Origin of the sequence: Edaphobacter paludis, from assembly GCF_039993895.1 — a bacterium.
Classification (GTDB): Bacteria; Acidobacteriota; Terriglobia; order Terriglobales; family Acidobacteriaceae; genus Edaphobacter; species Edaphobacter paludis.
This window is the reverse complement of record NZ_CP121194.1, coordinates 2390401-2413060: the sequence shown is the minus strand read 5'-3', so window position 1 is coordinate 2413060 and position 22660 is coordinate 2390401. Positions and strand designations below refer to the sequence as shown.

General features: G+C 57.8%; 19 protein-coding genes. 4 read left to right on the top strand and 15 right to left on the bottom strand.

What is annotated here, in order from left to right; all coding sequences use genetic code 11:
• Positions 1-93 precede the first annotated feature (93 nt).
• From P4G45_RS10015 to P4G45_RS09980, 8 genes are all read right to left on the bottom strand, one after another.
• Positions 94-573: a carboxymuconolactone decarboxylase family protein gene (locus P4G45_RS10015; protein ID WP_348266340.1), complete on the bottom strand. Its 480-nt coding sequence runs from the start codon at positions 571-573 to the stop codon at positions 94-96.
• Positions 566-1852: an ABC transporter permease gene (locus P4G45_RS10010; RefSeq protein ID WP_348266339.1), complete on the bottom strand. Its 1287-nt coding sequence runs from the start codon at positions 1850-1852 to the stop codon at positions 566-568. The genes P4G45_RS10015 and P4G45_RS10010 overlap by 8 nt, the downstream gene beginning before the upstream one ends.
• A gap of 97 nt (positions 1853-1949) precedes the next feature.
• Complete coding sequence (locus tag P4G45_RS10005; RefSeq protein ID WP_348266338.1) at positions 1950-2957, bottom strand: NAD(P)-dependent alcohol dehydrogenase; 1008 nt, start codon at positions 2955-2957, stop codon at positions 1950-1952.
• A 244-nt stretch (positions 2958-3201) separates the two neighbouring features.
• Positions 3202-3558: a hypothetical protein gene (locus P4G45_RS10000; RefSeq protein ID WP_348266337.1), complete on the bottom strand. Its 357-nt coding sequence runs from the start codon at positions 3556-3558 to the stop codon at positions 3202-3204.
• A 110-nt stretch (positions 3559-3668) separates the two neighbouring features.
• Complete coding sequence (gene hemC / locus P4G45_RS09995; protein ID WP_348266336.1) at positions 3669-4652, bottom strand: hydroxymethylbilane synthase; 984 nt, start codon at positions 4650-4652, stop codon at positions 3669-3671.
• 300 nt (positions 4653-4952) lie between these two features.
• Positions 4953-5966: a FecR domain-containing protein gene (locus P4G45_RS09990; RefSeq protein WP_348266335.1), complete on the bottom strand. Its 1014-nt coding sequence runs from the start codon at positions 5964-5966 to the stop codon at positions 4953-4955.
• 342 nt (positions 5967-6308) lie between these two features.
• Positions 6309-7628, bottom strand: a complete 1320-nt coding sequence (hemA, locus tag P4G45_RS09985; RefSeq protein WP_348266334.1) for a glutamyl-tRNA reductase — start codon at positions 7626-7628, stop codon at positions 6309-6311.
• The gene (locus P4G45_RS09980; protein ID WP_348266333.1) at positions 7625-8434 is read right to left on the bottom strand and encodes a cytochrome c biogenesis protein CcsA; all 810 of its coding nucleotides are present in this window, start codon (positions 8432-8434) and stop codon (positions 7625-7627) included. Before P4G45_RS09980 ends, hemA begins: the two co-directional genes overlap by 4 nt.
• 117 nt (positions 8435-8551) lie before the next feature.
• Here P4G45_RS09980 and mutS point away from each other — a divergent pair, with 117 nt between their 5' ends.
• From mutS to P4G45_RS09965, 3 genes are read left to right on the top strand one after another with little or no spacing between them, the layout of a single operon-like run.
• Positions 8552-11329 (top strand): DNA mismatch repair protein MutS, encoded by a 2778-nt coding sequence (gene mutS, locus P4G45_RS09975; protein WP_348266332.1) that lies wholly within the window; start codon positions 8552-8554, stop codon positions 11327-11329.
• Between the two features lie 2 nt (positions 11330-11331).
• Positions 11332-12519 carry an anhydro-N-acetylmuramic acid kinase gene (locus P4G45_RS09970; protein WP_348266331.1) on the top strand — a complete coding sequence of 396 codons (1188 nt, stop codon included), beginning with the start codon at positions 11332-11334 and terminating at the stop codon, positions 12517-12519.
• Complete coding sequence (locus P4G45_RS09965; protein WP_348266330.1) at positions 12516-14153, top strand: ABC transporter substrate-binding protein; 1638 nt, start codon at positions 12516-12518, stop codon at positions 14151-14153. The genes P4G45_RS09970 and P4G45_RS09965 overlap by 4 nt, the downstream gene beginning before the upstream one ends.
• Positions 14154-14181: 28 nt before the next feature.
• On the opposite strand, the gene P4G45_RS09960 is transcribed toward P4G45_RS09965, so the two are convergent.
• From P4G45_RS09960 to murQ, 5 genes are all read right to left on the bottom strand, one after another.
• Positions 14182-15048 carry a TIM barrel protein gene (locus tag P4G45_RS09960; RefSeq protein ID WP_348266329.1) on the bottom strand — a complete coding sequence of 289 codons (867 nt, stop codon included), beginning with the start codon at positions 15046-15048 and terminating at the stop codon, positions 14182-14184.
• 90 nt (positions 15049-15138) lie between these two features.
• Entirely contained in the window at positions 15139-16098 is a 960-nt protein-coding gene (locus tag P4G45_RS09955) for a sugar phosphate isomerase/epimerase (RefSeq protein ID WP_348266328.1), read from the bottom strand.
• A 44-nt stretch (positions 16099-16142) separates the two neighbouring features.
• The gene (locus P4G45_RS09950) at positions 16143-17315 is read right to left on the bottom strand and encodes a Gfo/Idh/MocA family oxidoreductase (RefSeq protein ID WP_348266327.1); all 1173 of its coding nucleotides are present in this window, start codon (positions 17313-17315) and stop codon (positions 16143-16145) included.
• 80 nt (positions 17316-17395) lie between these two features.
• Positions 17396-18154: a ThuA domain-containing protein gene (locus tag P4G45_RS09945; protein WP_348266326.1), complete on the bottom strand. Its 759-nt coding sequence runs from the start codon at positions 18152-18154 to the stop codon at positions 17396-17398.
• Positions 18155-18601: 447 nt separating this feature from the next.
• Positions 18602-19570 (bottom strand): N-acetylmuramic acid 6-phosphate etherase, encoded by a 969-nt coding sequence (murQ, locus tag P4G45_RS09940; RefSeq protein ID WP_348266325.1) that lies wholly within the window; start codon positions 19568-19570, stop codon positions 18602-18604.
• A 306-nt stretch (positions 19571-19876) separates the two neighbouring features.
• On the opposite strand from murQ, the gene lepB reads away from it, so the two are divergent.
• Positions 19877-20365, top strand: coding sequence for a signal peptidase I (gene lepB / locus P4G45_RS09935; protein ID WP_348269244.1), 489 nt, complete (start codon positions 19877-19879; stop codon positions 20363-20365).
• Between the two features lie 68 nt (positions 20366-20433).
• Here lepB and tpiA read toward each other — a convergent pair whose 3' ends face one another.
• Positions 20434-21192, bottom strand: coding sequence for a triose-phosphate isomerase (gene tpiA / locus P4G45_RS09930; RefSeq protein WP_348266324.1), 759 nt, complete (start codon positions 21190-21192; stop codon positions 20434-20436).
• A gap of 100 nt (positions 21193-21292) precedes the next feature.
• Positions 21293-22507: a phosphoglycerate kinase gene (pgk, locus tag P4G45_RS09925; protein ID WP_348266323.1), complete on the bottom strand. Its 1215-nt coding sequence runs from the start codon at positions 22505-22507 to the stop codon at positions 21293-21295.
• Between the last annotated feature and the right edge of the window lie 153 nt (positions 22508-22660).

Sequence of the window (22660 nt, the reverse complement as noted above, 5' to 3'; positions counted from 1 at the left end):
CGAGGTTTCCCCAGAAACGTCATCTCGACCGGCGGCGGCGCTATTGCCGTCGGCATGGAGAGACCACTGTATTTCACCCTCTCGCTCGGCCACTTATCTCTCCATCGATTCTGTTACTGCTGCGCCCGCATGACCCGGATATGCTCCCAGCGAGATCGCAATCCGGTTCCAGGCATTGATCGTCGTAATCACCAGCGTAAGATTCACCGTCTCCACATCGCTGAAGTGCGCTCGCACCTCGTCGTACACCGCATCGGGAGCATGACCCTCCTGGATGTCCGTCACTGCCTCAGTCCACGCCAGCGCCGCCCGCTCCCGCTTCGTATAGAGGTCTGAATTCCGCCACTCCGCCAGCCCATCGATCCGTTCCGCAGGCTCATTGAGCTTCCGAAGCTCAGCCGTGTGGAGATGAATGCAATACTCGCAACCATTCATCAACGAAGCCCGCAGTCTCACCAGCCCCAGCAGCGATGCTTCCAGCCCCGCTCCGGTATTCAGATAGTGTTCAAGCTCCCGCATCTTCGCCATGCCTTCGGGTGCCAGGTCCGCATACTTCAATCGTGGTTCACTCATAGCGCAAAGCCTCCGCAGGTAATACTCTCGCCGCCGAACCGGAAGGATACAACGTAGCAAGCAAACTGACCCCCAGCGATACCGACGCCACAATCACCGCATCCCATATTCTTGGAGCGAAGGGCAGATAATCAATCGAATAGACCGAAGCGTCCAGATGGATAAACCGATAATGTCCGCCCATCCAACTCAATCCATACCCAAGCACCAGCCCGATCACCGTCCCGATCACTGAAATCAACAACCCCTGCAACAAAAAGATTCGTCGCACCTGTTCCGCCCGCACGCCGAAGCTCATCAGGACGGCAATGTCACGCGTCTTCTCCATCACCATCATGGTCAGGGCAATCAGAATATTCAGCGCAGCCACGCAGACGATCAGAGCGAGCACAATAAACGTCACCACCTGCTCGAGCTTCAGCGCGCGGAATAACTCGCGGTTCTGCTCCATCCAGTTCGTCGTCTCAAATCCCTGTCCCGCCGCCTTCTCAATCTCTTTGCCGATCCTGTCGGCATGATAAAGATCGTCCACCTTGAAGCTGATGACAGAGATCAAATCCGGCTCGCTGAAAAGCCTCTGCGCGTCAGCCAACCGCACAAACGTATAGCTCGAGTCGTACTGATAGAACCCCGACTTGAAGATCCCCGCCACCTGAAATCGCTGATACCGCGGTACCAATCCTAGCGGCGTCAATTCTCCCTGAGGGCTTGTCACCAGCACATCGTCTCCAACCCCCGCGCCAATCGTCTCCGCCAGATCCTTCCCAATCACAATCGGCGGAATCGCCTGCACCGCCGCAGAATCGGGTGCCCCAGGGCCAGCCTTTGGGACATGCGCTTCCGTAACGTCAACCGGCTCTAAATCCTTAGCCGATCCCTCGGCAACCGACTGCAACAAGTCCCCCACGTTGCGCTCATCCGCAGGAATCACTCCCTTGATCAAAGCGCCCCCACTCCGTGCTCCTCGTGAGATCAGGACCTGTCCATAGAGTCCCGGAGCAGCCGCCGTCACATGCGGCAGCTTTCGCAGCTTCTCCAGCAGTGGCCTCCAGTCTCGAATACCATCCGCCTGCACTCGCATCAGTTCCACATGCGCGGTCGAGCCAACCAGTCGCGCCTGCAGGTCTCTCTGCATTCCGTTCGTAATCGCCAACGCGATAATCAGAGAAGCCACCCCCGCCGCAACGCCAATGACGGAGATAGCCGTGATGACTCCCACCACAGCTTGACGCCGCTTGGCCCGTAGATAACGCGTCGCAATAAATAATTCAAATCGCATCGAATCTCAGCTTACTATCCGGCGAAGTCCATCCCTCAAAAAGAAGGGCGAAAGCCGAAGCTCCCGCCCTTCTCACCACTAGCATTATCGAGCCGCGTTAGTTGGCCAGAACCGCTCTGTACCGCACCTGGTTCTTCTTCACCTTGGCCACCGCATCGTTGGCTTTGCTCATCGCAAAGCGCTCGGTGATGGCCTTCACGCCATGCCGAGCTGCCACATCCAGCATCTCGTGCAGGTCACGCGGGCTGCCCGTCGGACTTCCCGAAATAGACCTCTGCGCTCCAAGCAGCGAAAACGCCTGTATCTGAATCGGCGACGGCGGAACACCGACCACGCAGAGCATTCCCTTGGGACGCAGCGCATTCACATACCCTTGCCAGTCCTGATCTGCGCTGACCGTCGAAAGCAGAAAATCAAACGATCCCGCGACCTTCTTCAAAGCGCCCGTGTCCTGCGTGTTCAAAAAATGATGCGCCCCAAGCGACCGCGCCTCCGCCTCTTTGTCCTTCGAGGTTGAAAACGCCGTTACCTCCGCGCCGAAAGCCTTCGCAAACTGAAGTCCCAGATGTCCCAGTCCGCCAATCCCAATTACGCCGACCCGCGATGATGGACGAACCCCATGATTGCGAAGCGGACTATAAACCGTAATTCCCGCGCAAAGCAACGGGGCCACGTTCTCGCTCTCGAGCACCGCCGGGACGGGAATTGCAAAGCGGGAGTTCACGCGAACGCGGTCTGCGTATCCGCCATTGCGCCCCACGCAGGTAGGCTGCGACTTCGCGCAAAGATGTTCATCCCCCTGCCGGCACCACTCGCACACTCCGCAACTATCCGCCTGCCAGCCCACCCCAACCCTGTCGCCTGTTTTCCGGTCAACCACGCCGCTACCCACCGCTACAACAGTGCCAACAATCTCATGGCCGGGGATGAAAGGATACTTGCTGAATCCCCAGTCGTTATCGATCAGGTGAATATCGCTATGGCAAACCCCACAGTGTGAGATCTTGATCTCCACCTCATTTGCCTGCAACTCACCTGCATCGTACTTGTAAGGCAGCAAATGTGCACCGGCCGCGTGCACAGCCAAACCATGGATCTCACTCATTGGAAGTCTTTCCTTTGGGTGCTTGACGTATTCGCCGCACCTGCTGTTGATGCTACAACATCGCCATGAGCAAAAAATGTCGCTGCGATATTCATGAATTGTCCATGCAGGCTGCAACAGGTTGAGGATAAAGTTGTTCTATTTAAGCAAACGGTGAAGTAAGGAGACGAGACATTTGTGCCCGAAGTAAATGCCGCCCGGATCCGTGCCATAAGTAACGGATCCGGGCGTCTAATAATGCTTGCTAGCGGTTTCTGCGATCGTTGTGGTCGCGATCTTCGTCATGGTGGTCGCCATGATCTTCATGATCCCAGTGACCCTCATGCATGCGCCAGCCCTCGTTGTAGTGGTCGTAATGGGGATGGTTCCAATAGGCTCCGGCATAAGGTGGCTGTTCCCACCGTCCCGGCACCCAGACGTAACCTCCATCTCGCGTGCCCCAGTATCCTTCCGTCCAGACGAATCCTTCGCCGGGCGGCGGGGGGCGGCGCTCATAACGGATCGGGGGAGGAGCTGATCCGATGTACACGTGAATTTGGCCAAATGCTGGAACCGCCAAAGTTGCGGCAACGAGTGCTCCGGTAATCCATTTTGCTGTCATGTGGTCTTGTTCTCCGTTTACTGCATTCCATAGGATGCTTACTTCTAGGTTGAAGAGCTTGTTGAGTTTGATTGCGTTTGTGAAAAATGAGACGGTGAGGACCTACTCCGCTAGTTTGACAGTTCAGGCATAGCGGCGAGCAGGCCGAGAGCGCCTTTGGATTTGAGCTCGTCTGCGACTCTCTGACCGAAGCAATCGGGGGCGACGTCGAGGGCAGCATCGGTATCGATCTGAACCATGGCTTCGCCGTCGAGCGCCAGCACCTGTGCGAACATCCGCCACCTTTCGAACTCGGGCACACAATGAACGCCGATGGGAATAGAACATCCTCCGCCAAGAGCGTCGAGGGCGACGCGTTCGGCCTCGACGCAGAAGCGCGTCTCGGGATGGTTGAAGAAGGCGACGGCTTGACGGATGTAAGCATCGCGGGCCTCGTCGACAGGGTACTCAGCGCTACGGGTTTCCAAGGCGAGCGCGCCTTGACCAGGAGCAGGACAAAGCTCTTCGGGCGAGAAGCGATGATGAACCCATTCAGCGCGCTTGAGCCGGTCAAGGCCAGCGGCGGCGAGGACAAGAGCGTCGCATTGGCCAGCAGCCAGCTTCTTGAGGCGAGTGTCGATGTTGCCGCGGATATCGACGAACTCCACATCGGGGCGAAGGGCGAGAAGCTGGGCGCGACGGCGAGGACTCGTTGTTCCGATTCGGCCGCCTTCGGGAAGAGTGTTGAGCGACCAGTAAGGTTCGCAGACCCAGACGTCGCGGGCGTCGGCGCGTTTGGGGATCGCGGCAAGAGTGAACTGGGGAGCGAGTTTCGTGGGCAGGTCTTTGAGGCTGTGGACGGCGAGATCGATGTGGCCTTCTTCAAGAGCCTCTTCGATCTCCTTGATGAAGATACCTTTGCCGTCGAGGTTTGCGGGTACGACGAATCCGGGCTGTTGCATTCGATCGCCCGTGGTGCGAATGACTTCGAGTTCTACGTGATAACCGGCGTCGCGCAGAGCGTAGAGAATGTGGTTGGCTTGCCAGAGAGCAAGCTGAGAGCCTCGTGAACCGATGCGGATCGGGTTTTTCGGATGATTGAATTCGCTGCTCATAATTTTCCTGGGTTTGTCTGATTGTAGGTGAGCGGTGCGAATTTTCGGCAACCGATGATTTTGACGGCTTCAGGGAGGGGTATCCCCCTCCTATACTTTAAGTCCTAAAGTCTTCAAAACATGGGGCCTAAGTCCGGACTTCGAATAAGGACTTTTTCTTAGGTGGCTGATAACCACCCCTGTCTGGGGGGTGTGTTTGTCAAGTTTCTCCATCTTGCTGGGAGCAATGCAGGGGCAAAGAGAGATGCCGGCTGAAGGGTCAGCCGGCATCTCTCAGTTCAAGTTCTAATACGGTTTGAGTTAGCGGTGACCGCCGCCGCCACGGGAAGCGCCTCCGCCTCCGCCGCCATGGAAGCCACCACCTTCACCACCGCGGAAGCTACCGCCACTTCCGCCGTGGAAACTGCCGACGGGCCCGTGACTCTGGCCTGCTCTGCCGGGATATCCACCATGTCCGGGATAGCCGCCGCGATATCCATAGCCGCGATATCCTCCGTAGCCGCCACGGCCATAGATAAAGCCGCCGCCGTAGAGGTAATAGGGCGAGTAGAAGCCGTAGCCGAATGGGCTCCAGAACAATCCATCTCCGGGGAGCCAGGTGTAGCCGAAGGGACCACCAGCCCAGTACCAACCAGGGCTGAAGCCACCATATCCCGCGTACTCGGATGCGAGATTGATGTTGGCGTCACCAAGATATGCCGAACGAAGGCTGCTCCATTGATAGAGGGGATCGTTCTTGGCCTGATCTTTGTCGAAGCGTTGCGGCTTTACCAGTTCGCCGTTGAGTGCGAGCTGACGACCACCCTTGACTTCGATGGGCTTGATGTTGCTCTGCAGGTTCTGGCCGGGGTATACGGCAGCCTTGCCATCAAAGACTCGGACGGTCGAATTGTTGGCATCAAAGGCATAGAGGCCGTGTTGGAGCAGTTGTGCCTGACCGTTGGGTAAGTCGATGAGGACGACATTCTGTTTGTAGATCTGGTCGACCTCGACGTTGGCGCGGCCTCGTTCGAGCCGGAACTCGGTGTGGGTTAGATCGGGCGAGACCATCTGCACCGTGCTGTCGTCTCCGAGGCGAAGAAAAATGCCAGGAGTAAGAAGAATTTCGGCTTTGCCGTTAGCGGTGGCAATGACCTGACCGGGTTGCATCTCGGTACGGCCTACAGCTCTGCGTGAGAGCGGACGGCCCTCGATCGAAGCCTGTCCTTCCACGTAATTAAGTGTGCCTGGGCTGGCTGGGTTCGCGTTCTGCGCGAAGGCGGGTGCGCACACAGCTGCCAGAGAGAAGACGAAGAGCGCTTTCAAATTTAACATCGACATCATAAAACCTCTGTTTATTTAGATGTTTAAATAAACAAAAGGTCACAGCCTTAAAGTATTGCAATAGCTTGGGATAGCGCGTTCAGGCGGCGCAACTATTTTTATGGTTTGGGGTTGTCGTTTTGATGGGGTTGGACTGCTTTGGAGAAGGTGAGCGGGTTTCGTGGCGCGATGTGTCGGATCGTTCGTGGAACAAAATACAGGGGTCTCTCCACTTCGCTTCGCTTCGGTCGAGATGACGTGGGTTTGGAGTTGGGAAAAGGGACGGGCAACGGCTGAAACAACCGCAGATCCTCCGCCTGCGGCGAAGGATGACAACAATTTCGGGTATAGCAACTAGTCGTCGGTGGGTGCGTCGGACTTAGGGTTGGGCTGGCCGGTGTAGAGGCGCTGCAGATCGGCAAGGGCCTGGGCGTCGCCCTGCTGGGCGGCCTGGCGGATGCCGGTGAGGGGATGGTGCAGGAACTTTGCCGTGAGCGAGCGGGTGAGGGCTTCGACGGCTTCGCGCTGGTCAGGCGTGAGAGAGGCTAGCTTGGATTGGGAGCGGCGTAGTTCGGCCTGGCGGATGGTCTCGGCGTATTGCTGCAGCGATTGAATGGCAGGCACGGCGTTGAGGGCCTGGAGGCGTTGGAGATATTTGTCGACCTCGCGGGTGACGATGGTCTCCGCGGCCTCGGCCTCGCGGCTGCGGTCGGCGAGGTTGGCCTGGGCTACCTGTTGGAGGTCGTCGATGTCGTAGACGAAGCAGCCTTCGACCTCATTCATGCGCGGGTCAACATCGCGGGGGACAGCGATATCGATGAAGAACATGGGGCGGTTGCGGCGGCGATGCAGGAAGTGCTCGCCGTGGGAACGTCCAAAGATCTTCTGAGGCGCGCCGGTCGAGGTGATGACAATGTCGGCGCGGTCGGCCTGCTCGTAGATCTGGTCGAAGGGAATGACCTGACCGTTGAAGTCCAGCGCGATTTGTTCGGCCCTCGACTGAGTGCGGTTGGCTACGAGGATGGAGGCTGCGCCCTGCTGGATGAGGTGGCGGGCGGCAAGCTCGGACATCTTTCCTGCTCCGACGAGGAGGACGGTCTTGCCTTCGAGGGAGTCGAAGATCTTGCGCGCCAGATCGACCGCCACCGAGGCGATGGAGACGGAGCTTGAGCCGATCTGAGTTTCGGTGCGGACGCGCTTGGCTACGGTGAAGGCGCGCTGCAAGAGGCCTTCGAGCGTAGTGGAGACGGCGCCAACCTCGCGGCCTGTGGTGTAAGCCTCTTTTACCTGACCGAGGATCTGCGGCTCGCCTACGACCATGCTGTCGAGGGAGCTGGCTACGCGGAAGAGATGGCGGATGGCTTCGCGCTCGCGGAACTCGTAGAGGTGGGGCTGCAGGTCGGTTGCGGGGATGTTGAGGTACTCGTAGAGGAAGTTGAGGGTGCCGGAATTTTCGTCGACAGGGTGGGCGGAGTCCTGCACGGTAAGCAGTTCGACGCGGTTGCAGGTGGAGAGGATGATGGCTTCGCGGATGCCGGGCTGGTGGGCAAGGGCGCGGGTGGCGTCGGCCAGGCGCGAGGGAGCGATGGCGAGGCGCTCGCGGACCTCGATGGGCGCGGTGTTGTGATTGATGCCGAGGAGAATCAGATTCGGCGCTGTGGGATTTTTCGTCATGGCGCGGTGAACCTGTGGACGACGGAGAGCTGGTTCGCCGCCCAGACGGCAAGGACGACGAGGAAGACGAAGCTGGAGAGATAGACCGCGCGGCGTCCGCGCAAGCCTGAGTGGCGGCGGATGAAGATCATGGCGACGTAAGCCAGCCACATGGCGAAGGAGAGCACCACTTTGGGATCGAGGAAGTAAGACGGCCCGATGGTCTGCTGGGCGAGGACGGAGCCGATGAGCAGACCGGCGGTCATGCAGGGGAGGCCGAAGAGCAGCGTCCTCAGGGCGATCTGGTCGGTGGTTTCGAGCGGCGGCAGCCAGGTGAGGGCTGGCGATTTTCGCTTGAGGCGGCGCTCTTGGATCAGATAGAGCAGGGAAGCGAGCAGCGAGAGGAACAGCGCGGCGTAGGCTGCCAGCAACAGGGCTACGTGCAGAAAGATCCAGCCGGTGTGCAGGTGCGGGAAGGACGTTGCTTCTTCGCCCGGGCGGAAGGCGGGGATGAGGCCGAGCAGGAAGCAGATCGGGAGGATAAAGATGCCGAGCGAGACGGTCTTGTAGCGTCCGTAGATGAAGAGGAAGGCCAATGCGAGGACGAGGCCGAGGAAGGACTGCGTCTCGTGGGTATCGACGGGGAGACGGTGGTGCGCGGCGTTGAGCATCTCGACGAGCGAGACGAAGTGGAAGAAGAGGGCGGCGGTGGTGGCGGGGATGGCGATGTGACGCCAGCGGGGACGGTCGTACAACGCTGCCGGAAGGACGGCGAGCGAGGCAATACCGTAGAAGAGAACCGCGACTCTGAGCCAAAGGAGGGACATGGGTTGATTCGTTCGCTTTGTTGCGAGTCTTAAGTATAGCGATTGTGGTTGGAGGATTGTCGCACAGGTGAAAATGAGATTGCGTGAGTGCGGTATTCTGGCGGTTCTGCGATAACAATGACGACGAATGAGATGACGAGCGGTTTGATAAGCGATACGACGGCGCTGACGCCGGTGATGCGGCAGTATTTTGCGGCGAAAGAGCAGTATCCGGACTGTCTGATGTTTTGCCGGATCGGGGACTTCTACGAGCTGTTCTATGAGGACGCGGTTACGGCCTCGCGTGAGCTGCAACTGACGCTGACGGCGCGTGACAAAGAGAAGAAGCAGCCGATGTGCGGCGTTCCTTACCATGCGGCGGAGGGTTATTTTCAGCGGCTGCTGCGGAAGGGGTATCGCATCGCCGTTTGCGAACAGATCGAAGATCCTAAGCTGACCAAAACGATTGTTCGGCGGGAGGTGACGCGGGTGTTGACGCCGGGGACGGCGGTCGATCCTGCGCTGGGGGCGGAGCAGAGTAATTATCTGGCTAGTGTTGTGGTGCTGGATAAATGTGTGGGGCTGGCGCTGCTGGATCTTTCTACGGGAGAGTTTCGGGCTACGGAGTTTTCAGGTTGGGCTGAGGCGGCGGATGAGTTGGGGCGGGTTAGGCCAGTGGAGTTGCTTTATGCGCAGGGTGGGCTGGTCGGGTTGAACGGTCGCTCCAGCGATTTACTTCCCACTCATCGCGGTAAAACTGCGATGAATGGGGCACCCTTGAGTTCGGGGACGGAAGAGGAAGCAGCTTCGGTGGGGTTGGATGGGATTCGGACGAAGACTGCGGTGGAGGATTGGGTTTTTACGGCAGACTATGCGGTGCCGCTGCTGAGGAATCATCTTCGGGTGCAGTCGCTGGATGGGATGGGATTGGGTGGGCATGAGGCTGCGGCGGTGGCAGCGGGTGCGCTGCTGCATTACATGCGGGCCACCAAGCAGGGTGGGTTGGAGCATGTGGATGGGCTGCGCTTTTATGAGCGGTCTACGTGTCTTGAGCTGGATGCGGTGAGTGTACGGAATCTGGAGCTGGTGGAGCCGCTGTTTTCGGGTGAATCTGCGCAGACGACGTTGTTTTATACGCTTGATGCTTGTTGCACGCCTATGGGCAAAAGGCTTTTGCGGGCGACGCTGTTGCGGCCTTCGAGTCAGTTGGTGGAGATTGAGGGGCGGCTGGATGCAGTGGGTGAGGCTGTGGCGGACCTGCGCAAGCGGGAAGAGCTGCGACGGTCGATGAGTGGGGTGCTCGACCTGGAGAGGCTGCTGGGGCGGGTGGCGCTCGATTCGGCGGGCCCAAGAGAGGTGATGGCGCTGGCGGGGACGCTGGGGTGTCTGCCGGGGATTTTGGCGGCTGTCAATTCGTTTAAAGCTGAGTTGTGGCGGAAGCTGGGTGCAGGGCTGGATGCGATGGAAGATCTGCACGAGTTGATCGTAAAGACGATTGCGGAGGAGCCTCCGGTTTCGCTGGCCGATGGTGGTGTGATTCGCGCAGGCGTGGATGCGGAGCTGGATGAGCTGCGCGAGCTGTCACGGAGTGGGCGGCAAGCGCTGGTGGCGATTGAGGAACGTGAGCGGCAGCGGACCGGGATTGGGTCGCTGAAGGTTCGGTTCAACTCGGTGTTCGGCTACTACCTTGAGGTGACGAAGGCGAATGCGAAGGCTGTTCCAGCAGACTATGAGCGGAAGCAGACGTTGGTGAATGCCGAGCGGTTTACTACTCCTGAACTGAAGGAGTATGAGACGAAGATTCTGACCGCGCAGGAGCGGAGCGGTGAGATTGAGCGCAGGCTTTTCGCCGAGTTGCGACGGCAGTTGCTGGATGCGGCGAAGCGGATGCGCGAAACGGCGCGGCGCGTGGCCGAGATCGATATGCTGGGCTGCTTTGCGCATCTGGCCGCGCTGCGCGGCTGGGTGCGGCCATCAGTCGACGCGAGTGGCGTGCTGGAGTTTCTGGGGGCTCGGCATCCGGTGGTCGAGCGACGGATGGAGGAGTCGGGTACAGGGAGGTTTGTGCCGAACTCGGTGCATCTGGACGCCGGCTTGGTTGACCCCACTCATCGCGATAAGACTGCGATGAATGGGGCACCCGGAGATTTGCGGCCGGGTGGGCCGGCGGTGCTGCTGATTACCGGGCCGAATATGGGAGGCAAGAGTACGTATCTTCGGCAGACGGCCTTGCTGGTGGTGATGGCGCAATGTGGGTGTTTTGTTCCGGCGGAGCGGATGCGGCTGGGACTGGTTGACAGGATTTATACGCGGATCGGGGCAAGTGATAATGTGGCCCGCGGGCGGTCGACGTTCATGGTGGAGATGACGGAGACGGCGGCGATTTTAAATACGGCGACTGCCAGATCGCTGGTGCTGCTCGATGAGATGGGGCGAGGGACGGCTACCTATGACGGGCTTTCGCTGGCGTGGGCTACGGTGGAGCATCTGCATGACCGGATTGGAGCGCGCACGCTTTTTGCTACTCACTATCATGAGCTGACGCTGCTGGCAGAGCGGCTTTCGCGGCTGATGAATCTGCGGGTGACGGTGAAGGAGACGGCTTCAGGCATTGTGTTTCTGCACACGGTGGAGGCTGGTGCGGCCAGCAAGAGTTATGGCATCGAGGTGGCTCGGCTGGCCGGTCTGCCTGCGAAGGTGATCTCGCGGGCGCGTGAGGTGTTGAAGGTGCATGAGCGGGCGGAGACGCAGCAGGTTCGCGAGGCTGCTCCTGCGACGCCGCAGTTGCAGATGACGATGTTTACCCCCCTGTCGCAGAGGATTGTCGACCGGCTGGGCGAGGTGGATGTGGATGGGCTGACTCCACGCGAAGCGCTGAATTTGTTGGCGGAGTTGCAGCGCGAGTTGAAGGGATGAGGATGCCGAAGTCGATGGTGGTGGCGGGAGTGATGAGCGGGACTTCGGCGGATGGGGTGGATGTAGCGCTTTGTCGGATCTCTCCTGCGAAGGACGCGAACGGCGTGCCTCGGGTGAAGCTACTGGGTCATGCGGGCTTTGGATATTCGAAAGCGGTGAGGGCGGCGGTTTTGGCGGCGATGGATGCGAAGGCTACTTCGGTGGCGGAGCTGTCGCGGTTGAATTGGCGGCTGGGTGAGATCTATGCCGATTGCGTGGAGAAGGCAGCGGCGAAGTTTGGTGTGAAGGTGGGGCTGGTGGGGTGCCATGGGCAGACGATCTATCACCAGGGAGTGGCTGCTAAATATTTAGGCAGCGATGTGCGATGTACGTGGCAGATGGGGGAAGCCAGCGTGATTGCTGAACGTCTGCGGGTTCCGGTGGTAAGTGATTTTCGTCCGGCGGATATGGCGGCGGGCGGACAGGCTGCTCCACTGGTTCCAATGCTGGATTATGTGATGTTCAGGTTGGCGAAGATGAACCGGGTGTTGCAGAATCTTGGCGGCATTGGGAACCTGGCGGCGATTCCGGCGGGAGCTGGGGTGGATGGTGTGATGGCGTTCGATACGGGGCCGGGGAATATGGTGATCGATGCCTGCATGGAGCGGCTTTACGGGAAGGCGTTTGACCGTGGGGGTGCGGTAGCGCGAAGAGGGAGGGTGATTTCGACTGTCGTGGCTAGGATTCTAGAGCAGCGATATTTTTCGGCTCTACCGCCTAAGAGTTGTGGGCGCGAGGAGTTTGGCGCTGACTTTGTCGCGCAGTTTATGTCGATGTGCAGGAAGGTGGGAGCGGTCGATGCGGATGTGGTGGCTACGGCGACGGCTTTGACTGCGGAGTCAGTATTGGCTGGCTATCGGAAGTTCGTGTGGGCGCATCTTGGCACCGCCGCTCCGCTGGCGAGGACGGAGTTTGTGGTGGCTGGGGGCGGAGCTAAGAATGCCGCGTTGATGGATATGCTGCGCGAGAGGTTGCAGCCGCTCGGAGTCAAGGTGCGGCTGATGGATGAGTTGGGGGTTCCGGGGCAGGCGAAGGAGGGAGTGGCTTTTGCTCTGTTGGCGTGGCTGAGCTGGTTTGGATTGCCGGGGAATGTCCCGAGCGCTACCGGAGCGGCGAGGCCGGTTGTCTTGGGGAAGGTTGCCCACGGATGAGTGCTGCAGATGGGGTTAGGAAAGCGGTTCGCTTCGCGAATGCCCACCTTAGCGCCCAAATGCGGGCGCGAAGATGGGGCACCCGGCTTTGTGGCTGGGTGATCGTGATCGTTTGTCTGGGGTTGGTTGGGTGCCGCGGGCGGGTAGAAGATCCGTCTACGGTGGTGATGATTATTGAGAGCAGCCCCAACAATCTGGATCTGCGGCAAGGGACGGATGCGCAGTCGGCGCGGCTTGGCAGCTTGATCTTCGATGCGTTGGTGAAGAAGGATGACCACTACAACCTGCAACCCTGGCTGGCTACCAGTTGGGAGCAGCCCGATGCTCTGACGTGGGTGTTTCATCTGCGCGATGGGGTGCGGTTTCAGGATGGCAGCCCGCTGACGGCTGAGGACGTGGCGTATACGATCAACAGCCTGATCGATGGAAGTCTGGTGACCGGAAAGAGTGGGAACTTCGCTTCGGTGCTGAAGGCAGAGGCACGTGACCGGTTGACGGTTGTAGTGCATATGAAGCGTCCCGATGAAGGACTGTTGTTCAATGTCAGCGATGGGCTTTTTGGAGTGGTGCCGAAGGGTGCGGGAAAAGAGTTTGGGTTGCATCCGGTGGGGACAGGGCCGTTTCAGTTTGTGAGCGCGGTGCAGGACAAGGACGTGATTCTGGAGCGGAATCCGAATTATTGGGCGACGTCTCCGCCGCCTCCACCGGGCGCGCACAGGATTGAGCGAGTGCGATTCGAGGTCGTGCCGGATGCGATTACAAGTGCTCTTGAATTGCAAAAGGGTTCGGCGGACCTGGCCAGCAATGTAGTGACGCTGGATATGGTGCATGAACTGAAACGTAATCCGAATCTGAGGGTGGAGACCGGGCTGGGATCGCAGGTATTTTATCTAACGTTCAATGTGACTGATCCGCTGCTGAAGGACAGGCGAGTGCGGCAGGCAGTGGCTTGTGCCATTGATCGGCAGGCGATTGTGCGCGATCTGTGGCGTAGTCAGGCGAGAATAGCGAATACGTTGCTGCCGATTGGGCATTGGGCGGCGGCGACGGATGCGGAGTTGGCACAGGTGGCTAACTATCCTCATGATGTCGCGCGGGCGCAGCGACTGCTGGAGGAGGCCGGCTTTCATGCGGGGAAGGATGGCGTCAGGCTGACGATCACGCTGAAGACGAGTACCGATGAATCGACGCGGCTGATGGCGATGGTGCTGCAACAGCAGATGAGGGCGGCGGGGATTCGTCTGAACATCCGCTCCGCGGAGTTTGGGACTTTTTATTCTGACGTGACTCGTGGGGCATTTCAGATGTATGCGTTGAAGTGGATCGACAGCAACGAAGATCCCGATATTTTTCGCTATGCCTATGCTTCGGAGAGCTTTCCGCCGAAGGGAGGGAATCGGGGGAGGTATTCCAATCCAAAGGTCGACGCGTTGCTGAAGACGGCGTCGGCTGAAACCGATCAGGCAAAGCGCCGCGTGGAATACACCGAAGTGCAGAAGATTCTGGCGGAAGATCTACCGGGGATTCCGCTCTGGTATCCGAACAACGAGGTCGTCCATACGCGCCGGGTCGAGGGCATTCAGCAGCGTGGCTCGGGAAGCTTCGACTTTTTGCGCGACGCCTGGGTGAAGTAACGGCCAGGGCTCGGTATCGGGCGTGCTGCTAGACGTCGCACAAGTCCACGGCCTGGCGAAGAGAGGTGAACGGATCGCGGGTCGGTTGAAACTCATGGGCGACATAGCCATTGAATCCTGTGGCAAGGATGCCGCGCATCAGTCCGTCCCACTGGACTTCCTGGGTATCGTCGAGTTCATGCCGTCCGGGAACGCCGCCCGTATGGAAATGGCCGATCCACTGAATATTTTCCTGGATGGTTCGGATCAGATCGCCTTCCATAATCTGCATGTGGTATGCGTCATACAGCAATTTCACATGGGTTGAGTTGACCTGCTGCATGACATTGACGCCCCAGGCAGTGTGATCGCACATGTAATCTTTATGGTTCACCTTGCTGTTAAGTAACTCCACGCAGATGGTGACGTTGTTATCTTCAGCAATCTTTTTGAGGCGATTCAATCCCAGAACTGTATTGCGAGCGCCTTCTTCATCCGACATTCCCCTACGATTTCCGGAAAATGTAATGACATTAGGGACGCCTGCCTTTGCGGCGAGAGGTATATTTTGACGGAATGCGGCTTCTATCTTGGCGTGATTTTCTACTCGATTTAGAGCATTGGCGATATCCCCGCCACCTGCATATCCCATGCTGCAAACAAGGCCATACCTGCGAGGAATTTCATACTCGTCTGGATTCAGCAGATCAACCGCCTTCAATCCTATATGTGCTGAATAAGCGCAGAGATCCTCGACGGATGTCTTCTGGTAGCACCAGCGGCAAACCGACTGACGAATACGTCCCTTTCGCTGAACGGGAGCATCGCCTTGCGAAAAGGCCGATTGCGAAGCGTACGTGAGAACCGTTCCTGCAACGGTACCTTGAATCAAGCGGCGACGAGAGAGTGTGGACATAGATGGCACCGGAAACGTATGCGATGAATATCGTTGCTAGTAGGGTAGAAAAACTTCAACACTGCTGCTTTGTATCTGAGCAAGCGATGATCAGGTCCACCATGCCGCTGTCGGCTTTTCTTTCAGCACAATCTCATCCAGAAAACGTGCGGCCTTGGTAAGTCCCTCCTCCGACGATAGAAGGCTGTCCTCGTGTTCAATGGAGAGCACATCGTCGTATCCGCACATTCTGAGAGTCGAGACGAACTCCTTCCACCACTCCGCGCCGTGGCCGAAGCCGCAGGTCCGGAAGATCCATCCTCGATTTAGTTCATCGGTGTACGGCTTGGTATCAAGAACGCCGGTTCGGGAAAGATTGACCGGATACATCTGCGTGTCTTTGGCATGGACGTGGAAGATGGCTTCGCCCAGAATACGGATTGCTGCGATGGGATCGATCGACTGCCAGAACATATGGCTCGGATCGTAGTTACACCCAATAGATGGCCCTGCGATGGAACGCAGCCGCAGCATCGTCTCTGGACTATAGACAACAAAGCCGGGATGCATTTCGATTGCGATCTTTACTCCATGCTGCTCGGCAAAGGCTGCGTGCTTTACCCAGTAGGGTTCGACGACTTCCTTCCATTGCCAGTTCAGAATCTCGAGATACTCCGGAGGCCAGGGACAGGTGACCCAGTTAGGGGCGGTAGCCTCGTGAGAGTTTCCCGGGCAGCCGGAAAAGTCGACGACCGTCGAGACACCGAGCTTTTCTGCTAGCAGAATTGTCTTTCGGCTGGTCTCCTGCGCCTGTGCAGCCAGAGCTTTATCGGGATGCAGGGCATTGCCGTGGCAGCTCAATGCACTGATGCTGACGCCGTGGTTCTCCAGCTTGCGCTGAAACTCCTTGAGCGCCGACGCATCCTCCAGCATCGACAACTTGCAATGAGCATCGCCGGGATAGTTTCCTGTTCCCAATTCCACGGTGCTGATGCCGAGTGATTTGAGCTTACTAAGGACGTCGTCGAGAGGCAGCTGAGCCAATAGCGGCGTGAATACTCCAAGTTTCATACGGGTACTCCTAGCATCAATAGAAATGAGGATTGGCCGTTGCGCTAGTTTTCAGCGGCGGCATAGCGAACTTTTTCCCAGACTCCACCGGCTGCATGGCTCCTGAGCATCGCGTCGACAATGCAAGCCGAGCGGTACCCATCTTCGAAGGTTGGCAGCATCTCTGGTTTTGCCGACGGAGTCGCGCCTTCGCGAATCCAGTCATAAGCGTCGCGCATGAGATTGCGGAATGCATCGGCCCATGACTCCTGATGACCGCCGGGCAGATGAACATAGCGGCGAGCATCCGGCGAAACCAGAGACGGGTCCTTTGCCATGATCTCGTTCGGCTGGTCGTGACGGCCGATCCATAACTCGTTTTGCTCTTCCTGACGCCACTTCAGCGAGCGCTTCTTTCCGTTCAATTCAAGCTGTAGATCGTTTTTGTGGCCGGGGAGTATCTGTCCAACGGAAAAGACGCCTTTCGCGCCATTGCTGAATCGAAGCAGAACACTGGCCAGATCTTCGCTCTGAACCTTGACAGGGGTGCGATCGGCCGATTGTTTCTGTGAGAACGCCTCGGCAGAACCGCCGGCGGAGAAGCGCACCGGAATCACGGTCGTCAGGTCAGCGAGAACAGAATCGATCTTTAGTCCAGATACATGCTCTGCAAGGTCGCACCAGTGAGAGCCGATATCGCCAAGCGCCGAGCTTGAGCCGCCCTTCGCTGGATCGGACCTCCAGGAGTAGACGTTCGGGTCGGTCATCCAATCCTGAAGATAGTGGCCATGGACAAAGCTGACGCCATCCGTCTCGCCGCTTGCGACCATCGACCGCGCCTGCTGAACGAGAGGGTTTCCGCGATAGTTGAAGGTGACCACATGGCCTACCCGGGCCTTGATCGCGGCATCGCGCAACTGGCGCGCTTCGTCGGAGTTGAGTGCAAGGGGCTTGTCGGAGATGACATGCTTGCCCGCCGCCAGCGCCGCCATCGTCACCGGAAGATGCAGGTGGTTCGGCGTGGTGTTATGGATTACCTGAATGTCCGGATCGGCGATCAATGCCTTGTAATCGCCATAAGAACGATCGACCTTGTACTCCCGCGCTTTTCGGGCCGCAGATTCTTCTGTCGAACCGGCGACGGCGACTACCTCTACATCGCCCAACCTTCTAACTGCATCGATATGGTGCGCTGCGATAAATCCTGGCCCAACCAGGCCCATTCCAAGCGTTCTCATAACCTATCCTTACATGATGTTGACGGCGATGCGGCGCTCCCTGAACGGTGGTGCATCCATGGAGCGCCATTCTTTCGGCATTAGGGATTTGTGGCAGAAGGTGCTGGTTTCGCGTGAGAGGCCGTGCTGCCCTCGGTCATGCCCAACGCCCATTTGATCGCCTCAAAATACATCTTCTGGATGTCAGGATCGTTCCATGACTCTTCGGTGTGGCCAAGGGTGGAATAGAAGACGCGCCCCTTGCCATACATCTTCGACCAGGCAACAGGAAAGTCATGATCTGCCCGATGGATGCGAGGATTGTTCGCGTAATTCAGCTTCGAGGAATCCAGGCTCAGAAGAACGTTCACCTTGTCGCGCGACCAATCCTTCGGCTGATAGATTTCGTCATACTTCACGAATGCGTGCGGGAAGTGGCGTACTGCCGGAAATGAAGGATCTTCGTTGATGATGGGTGCGTTGAACGTCATCCAGGGATGCTGGTCAAACCAGCCGCCGATCATCTCACCGTATTCAGGCCAGGTGTAGTTGGTGTCGAGCGCTGCGTGGATTCCGACAAAGCCTTTTCCGTCCTCTTTGATAAAGGACATCATGTCCTGTTTTTGACTCGCGTCCATGTCCAGTTCGCCGGTTGTACTGGCGAAGATCAAAACATCGAAATAATTGAGGTTCTTCGCGTTCCGGCCCAGGTCCTTCTTGGTGAGCAACTCGGTATCGGTTCGCATCGTCGTGTCCCACAGGCCGCTATCGTGCCCCATCTTGTAGATGGCTGCCATGGCGTCGGGGACGGAGTCGTGCTCGTACCCTTTGGTCTCGCCAATGACGAGTACGTGCTTCAAGTGAGTTTCTTTTGCATGGGGAGGAGGAGGTACTACCGAACTGGATGCTGTCTGCCCGTTTGCGGGAACCAGAAGGAACGAACAAGCGACAAGTAGCGAGGTAGAGAGGAATACAAGCTTCCACGGACGGCGCACAGAATCTCCTTTGAATGACAAATTGCTTTCTTCCCAATAGGCTTGGCAGTTCATTCGGGCATGTATTTATTCAATAGTGATTCGTTTGAATGTGCCTGTCACATCAAGATACCTGCCACAAACACCGTATGGAATAAGCCACGTCGTGTCAATCTGCCTCCCGCTGTCAATTAGCGGAGCGTAGCACCGGAGTTGGAGTCCAATTGCGAAAAATATGATTCCACGTGAGGGCGAGCGAGCCACGGACTTCCGCTGAACCGGGCTCGTATTACAAAGTATGAGGAGCCCGCTCTGGCTGACGCCGAAGCGGGTTTACAGTTCGAGTCGGGAGTCGTCGATGGCGAGCCGCACATTGCCGTCTGATTTAGTGAGTCGGCGTACTGCTTCCATCTTGTCCACGTTGGCCTTGAGCATAACTACGGCGATGGGAATGGATTTCCCGGCGGACTTGATGGTGCGGATGGCTGTGTCGCGATCGATCTCGCACACTTTCATCAGCACGCGGATGCCGCGTTCCACCAGCTTCGCGTTCTTCATGTGCACATTGACCATGAGGTTGTCGTAGACGTAGCCTAGGCGCGTCATGGCCCCAGTGGTGATCATGTTAAGGATCATCTTCTGGGCACTGGCTGACTTCATGCGAGTGGAGCCGGAGAGGACCTCCGGGCCAACCTCGGCGACGATGGTAGTGTCGGCGACGTCGGAGAGCGGGGTATTGAGATTGCAGGTGACTGCCGCGGTCTTGGCGCCGCGCGCACGGGCGTATTCGACCGCGCCTACAACGTAGGGAGTGCGGCCGCTGGCTGAGACGCCAATGACGATATCTTTCCGGGTCGGGCGTCGGCGGGCGATATCGCGCTGGCCGATCTCAGGGGAGTCCTCATTGACGTCTGAGGCGGAGGCAAGGGCCTTCGGTCCGCCAGCCATAATGTACTGGACTTGTGATGGAGAAGTGGAATAAGTTGGTGGGCACTCCGACGCGTCGAGGGAGGCGATACGACCACTGGAACCGGCTCCTACATAAATGAGACGCCCGCCATCACGGAGAGACCGTGCCACGGTGTCAATGACGATTGCAATCTCGGGCAGCGCCTTTTTTACCGCTGCTGCGATCTTGGCATCTTCATGATTGATGATGCGTGCGATCTCAAGTGCCGACTTGGTATCCAGTCCTTCCGACGCTGAATTCGCGGTCTCCGTAGTGAGATCGTGGAATTCCAGACGAATGCGATTTCCGGGTTTGGGTGTAGGGGGCTGCTCGAGCATGGTTAGGGTAGCCATAATGATCGCTGTGCTTCTCAATTCAATTCTAGCCCCATCACGCTCCGATACGTTCAGAAAGGTTACAAGGATTGTCACGGATGGTTCTAGTGTCAACCTTATATGATACAGATGATGCAAACTTTGTTTGGTCGGTTGCGTGGTGGACCAGGCATAAGAGAGGCGACTTGGTGCCGGTCGAACAAGTTGGGCGTCTAAATGACTGAGGAGCGTGAAAACAACGTGCAGACTGACGAACGTGGGCCGGAGCTTGGTGAAGGTGGAAAAAATTTGGAGCCGTCCGGCAAGGGTGGATTGCGATCGTGGATGCGAGACCTGGTGGTTTCAGTGGCTGTCTCGGCGTTCATCATCATCTTTCTCTACCAGCCCGTCCGCGTGGAGGGAACCAGCATGTTACCCATGCTGAAGGATCAGGACAGGCTCTTCATCAATAAAATGGTGTACCGCGTAGAGGACATCCATCGTGGCGACGTGGTGGTTTTTCTTTATCCGCATGACCACTCGAAGAGCTATATCAAACGTGTCATTGCCTTGCCGGGCGACGATCTCCGAATCGACCGCGGCGAGGTCTATGTGAACCGCAAACGCGTCCTCGAGAAATATGTTCCCGTGCGGTTTGAAGATGAGCGCTCACAACCGGAGATGGTGGTTCCTCCGCATGAGTATTTTGTGATGGGAGACCACCGTTCGATCTCAAGCGACAGCAGAGACTTCGGGCCGGTGGAGAGGAATCTGATCTATGGCAAGGCGGCGTTTGTGTACTGGCCCGTCGATCAGGCTGGAGTGGTGCGGTAGCCCAGCGTCAGTTTGAGCAAAGAGATGCCGTTTCGACCAATTGGCCGAAACGGCATCTTTTTTGCTCACTAAATGGATGAGTTGGCTATGATCTGGGCGAAGCTGATGGGATCGAGGCTGGCTCCGCCTACGAGTGCGCCGTCGATGTTCTCGAGGCAGCAAAGGCTGGCTGCGTTATCCGGCTTGACTGAACCGCCGTAAAGGATGCGCGTGCTGGCGGCGATGGCGGGGCTTAGGAGTTCAGCGATCTGAGCGCGGATGAATTTATGGGCGTCATCGGCGATCTGCGGCGTTGCGGTAAGCCCGGTCCCGATAGCCCAGACGGGTTCGTAAGCGATGACCAGAGGGGTAGCGATAGCAGGGTCGATGCCTTGAAGGCCAATGGAGAGTTGCTGCTGAAGGACGTCGTTGGTGTGGCCCGATTCGCGCTCGGCCTTCTGTTCCCCTACGCAGACAATGGGAATCAGCTTGTGGGCGAGGGCAGACTTGAGCTTCATGTTGACGGTCTCATCCGTCTCGTTGAAGTATTGACGGCGCTCGCTGTGGCCGATCAGGACGTGCGTGGCTCCAATGGCGTTGAGCATCGTGGGCGAAGTCTCGCCGGTGTACGCGCCATTGTCGAGCCAGTGCATGGTCTGCGCTCCAATGTGGACCTGCGTTCCCTTAGTGGCTGCAATCGCTACGCCCAGCGATGTCATCGAAGGACAGAGAACGATCTCCGTCTTCTCCTGGTTGGCGACGAGCGGAAGGAAGGCATCGGTGAAGTCGATGGCTTCGGCAGGGATCTTGTACATCTTCCAGTTGGCGGCGATCAGTGGTTTGCGCATTTGAAAATCGGTCTTCCCTTGGGTGGTATGTGAATTTTCGAACGAAGTTCGCAAGAGTACGCAGCGAAACATTTCGCTGCGTACAGAATTACGAAAATATTTACTTCTCTGTCAGCGCAGCGACGCCGGGAAGGATCTTCCCTTCGAGGAACTCGAGGCTGGCTCCCCCGCCGGTCGAGATGTGGCTGATCTTGTGGGAGACGCCGGACTGCTTGACCGCGGCTACCGAGTCTCCTCCGCCTACGATGGTGATGGCGTCGTGGTTGCCTGCGACGAAATGGGCGATGGCCTGAGTTCCCTTGGCGAAGGCCGGCATCTCGAAGACGCCCATGGGACCATTCCAGATGATGGTGCGGGCGTTAGCGATCTCGGCTTCAAAGAGGGCCACCGATTTGGGACCGATGTCGAGAGCCATTAGATCGGCGGGGAAGTGAGCGGAACCTTCATGGATCGTCGTCTTGGCATCCGGGGCGAACTTGTCGGCAAGCACGTGATCGATGGGCAGCAGGAAGCGAACGCCTTTTGCCTTGGCCTTATCGAGGGCAGCTTTGGCAACTTCAAGCTTGTCGGTTTCGACGAGAGACTTGCCTGTGTTTTGCCCCTGCGCGTTCAGGAAGGTGTAAGCCATGCCTCCGCCAATGATGATGGCATCCGCTATTTCTAGGAGGTTGTCGATGACGCCGATTTTGTCGGAGACCTTGGCTCCCCCGATGATCGCGACTAAGGGCCGGTCGGGTTGACTGAGGGCCTTGCCGAGATAAGTGAGCTCGCGCTCCATGAGCAAGCCTGCGGCAGACTGCTTGACGAAGTGGGTGATTCCTTCCGTAGAAGCGTGGGCGCGATGGGCGCTGCCAAAGGCGTCATTGACGTAGATATCGCAAAGGCTGGCGAGCTGCTTCGCGAAGGCCGGATCGTTCGCTTCTTCTTCAGCATGAAAGCGGAGGTTTTCCAGCAGCAGGGTCTGGCCGGATTCAAGCTGCGTTGCCATCTCCGTGGCGACTTCGCCGACGCAGTCTGGAGCGAAGGCCACGTTTTCGTTTTCGCCAACGACAGCATCGAGCAGCTCACGGAGACGGTCCACAACCGGACGAAGGCTCATAGTATCAACCGGTTTGCCTTTGGGGCGGCCCAGGTGAGAACAGAGGATGACTTTGGCCTTGCGGCGGAGTGCGTACTCGATCGTGGGCAGCGTCTCGCGAATGCGAGTGTCGTCGGTGATGGTCTGGCCATCTTTGGAGAGCGGCACGTTGAAGTCGACACGGATGAGGACGCGCTTGTTCGTGAGGTCTAGATCGCGGATGGACAGCTTGCTCATTTTTTTATTCTTCTCCCGGGGTCTGCCCCCTGGTTAATTGATGCAAAGTATTCAAAACAATAGAGATATCTTCGGATGGTCATGCAAAATGTTGATTCTAAAAGAGCTATCTTTGCAAAGTATTGAATGTAATGGCTTCTTTTGAAGTCACAC

Bases quoted from the DNA above. Each gene is read 5' to 3' on its own strand.
- P4G45_RS09955 (WP_348266328.1), bottom strand. From the start codon at position 16,098: ATGAAACTTGGAGTATTCACGCCGCTATTGGCTCAGCTGCCTCTCGAC.
- lepB (WP_348269244.1), top strand. From the start codon at position 19,877: ATGCGAGACCTGGTGGTTTCAGTGGCTGTCTCGGCGTTCATCATCATC.
- P4G45_RS10005 (WP_348266338.1), bottom strand. From the start codon at position 2,957: ATGAGTGAGATCCATGGTTTGGCTGTGCACGCGGCCGGTGCACATTTG.
- hemA (WP_348266334.1), bottom strand. From the start codon at position 7,628: ATGACGAAAAATCCCACAGCGCCGAATCTGATTCTCCTCGGCATCAAT.
- P4G45_RS09965 (WP_348266330.1), top strand. From the start codon at position 12,516: ATGAGTGCTGCAGATGGGGTTAGGAAAGCGGTTCGCTTCGCGAATGCC.
- tpiA (WP_348266324.1), bottom strand. From the start codon at position 21,192: ATGCGCAAACCACTGATCGCCGCCAACTGGAAGATGTACAAGATCCCT.
- pgk (WP_348266323.1), bottom strand. From the start codon at position 22,507: ATGAGCAAGCTGTCCATCCGCGATCTAGACCTCACGAACAAGCGCGTC.
- P4G45_RS09990 (WP_348266335.1), bottom strand. From the start codon at position 5,966: ATGTTAAATTTGAAAGCGCTCTTCGTCTTCTCTCTGGCAGCTGTGTGC.
- P4G45_RS10015 (WP_348266340.1), bottom strand. From the start codon at position 573: ATGAGTGAACCACGATTGAAGTATGCGGACCTGGCACCCGAAGGCATG.
- P4G45_RS10010 (WP_348266339.1), bottom strand. From the start codon at position 1,852: ATGCGATTTGAATTATTTATTGCGACGCGTTATCTACGGGCCAAGCGG.
- hemC (WP_348266336.1), bottom strand. From the start codon at position 4,652: ATGAGCAGCGAATTCAATCATCCGAAAAACCCGATCCGCATCGGTTCA.
- P4G45_RS09950 (WP_348266327.1), bottom strand. From the start codon at position 17,315: ATGAGAACGCTTGGAATGGGCCTGGTTGGGCCAGGATTTATCGCAGCG.
- mutS (WP_348266332.1), top strand. From the start codon at position 8,552: ATGACGACGAATGAGATGACGAGCGGTTTGATAAGCGATACGACGGCG.
- murQ (WP_348266325.1), bottom strand. From the start codon at position 19,570: ATGGCTACCCTAACCATGCTCGAGCAGCCCCCTACACCCAAACCCGGA.
- P4G45_RS09980 (WP_348266333.1), bottom strand. From the start codon at position 8,434: ATGTCCCTCCTTTGGCTCAGAGTCGCGGTTCTCTTCTACGGTATTGCC.
- P4G45_RS09970 (WP_348266331.1), top strand. From the start codon at position 11,332: ATGCCGAAGTCGATGGTGGTGGCGGGAGTGATGAGCGGGACTTCGGCG.
- P4G45_RS09960 (WP_348266329.1), bottom strand. From the start codon at position 15,048: ATGTCCACACTCTCTCGTCGCCGCTTGATTCAAGGTACCGTTGCAGGA.
- P4G45_RS10000 (WP_348266337.1), bottom strand. From the start codon at position 3,558: ATGACAGCAAAATGGATTACCGGAGCACTCGTTGCCGCAACTTTGGCG.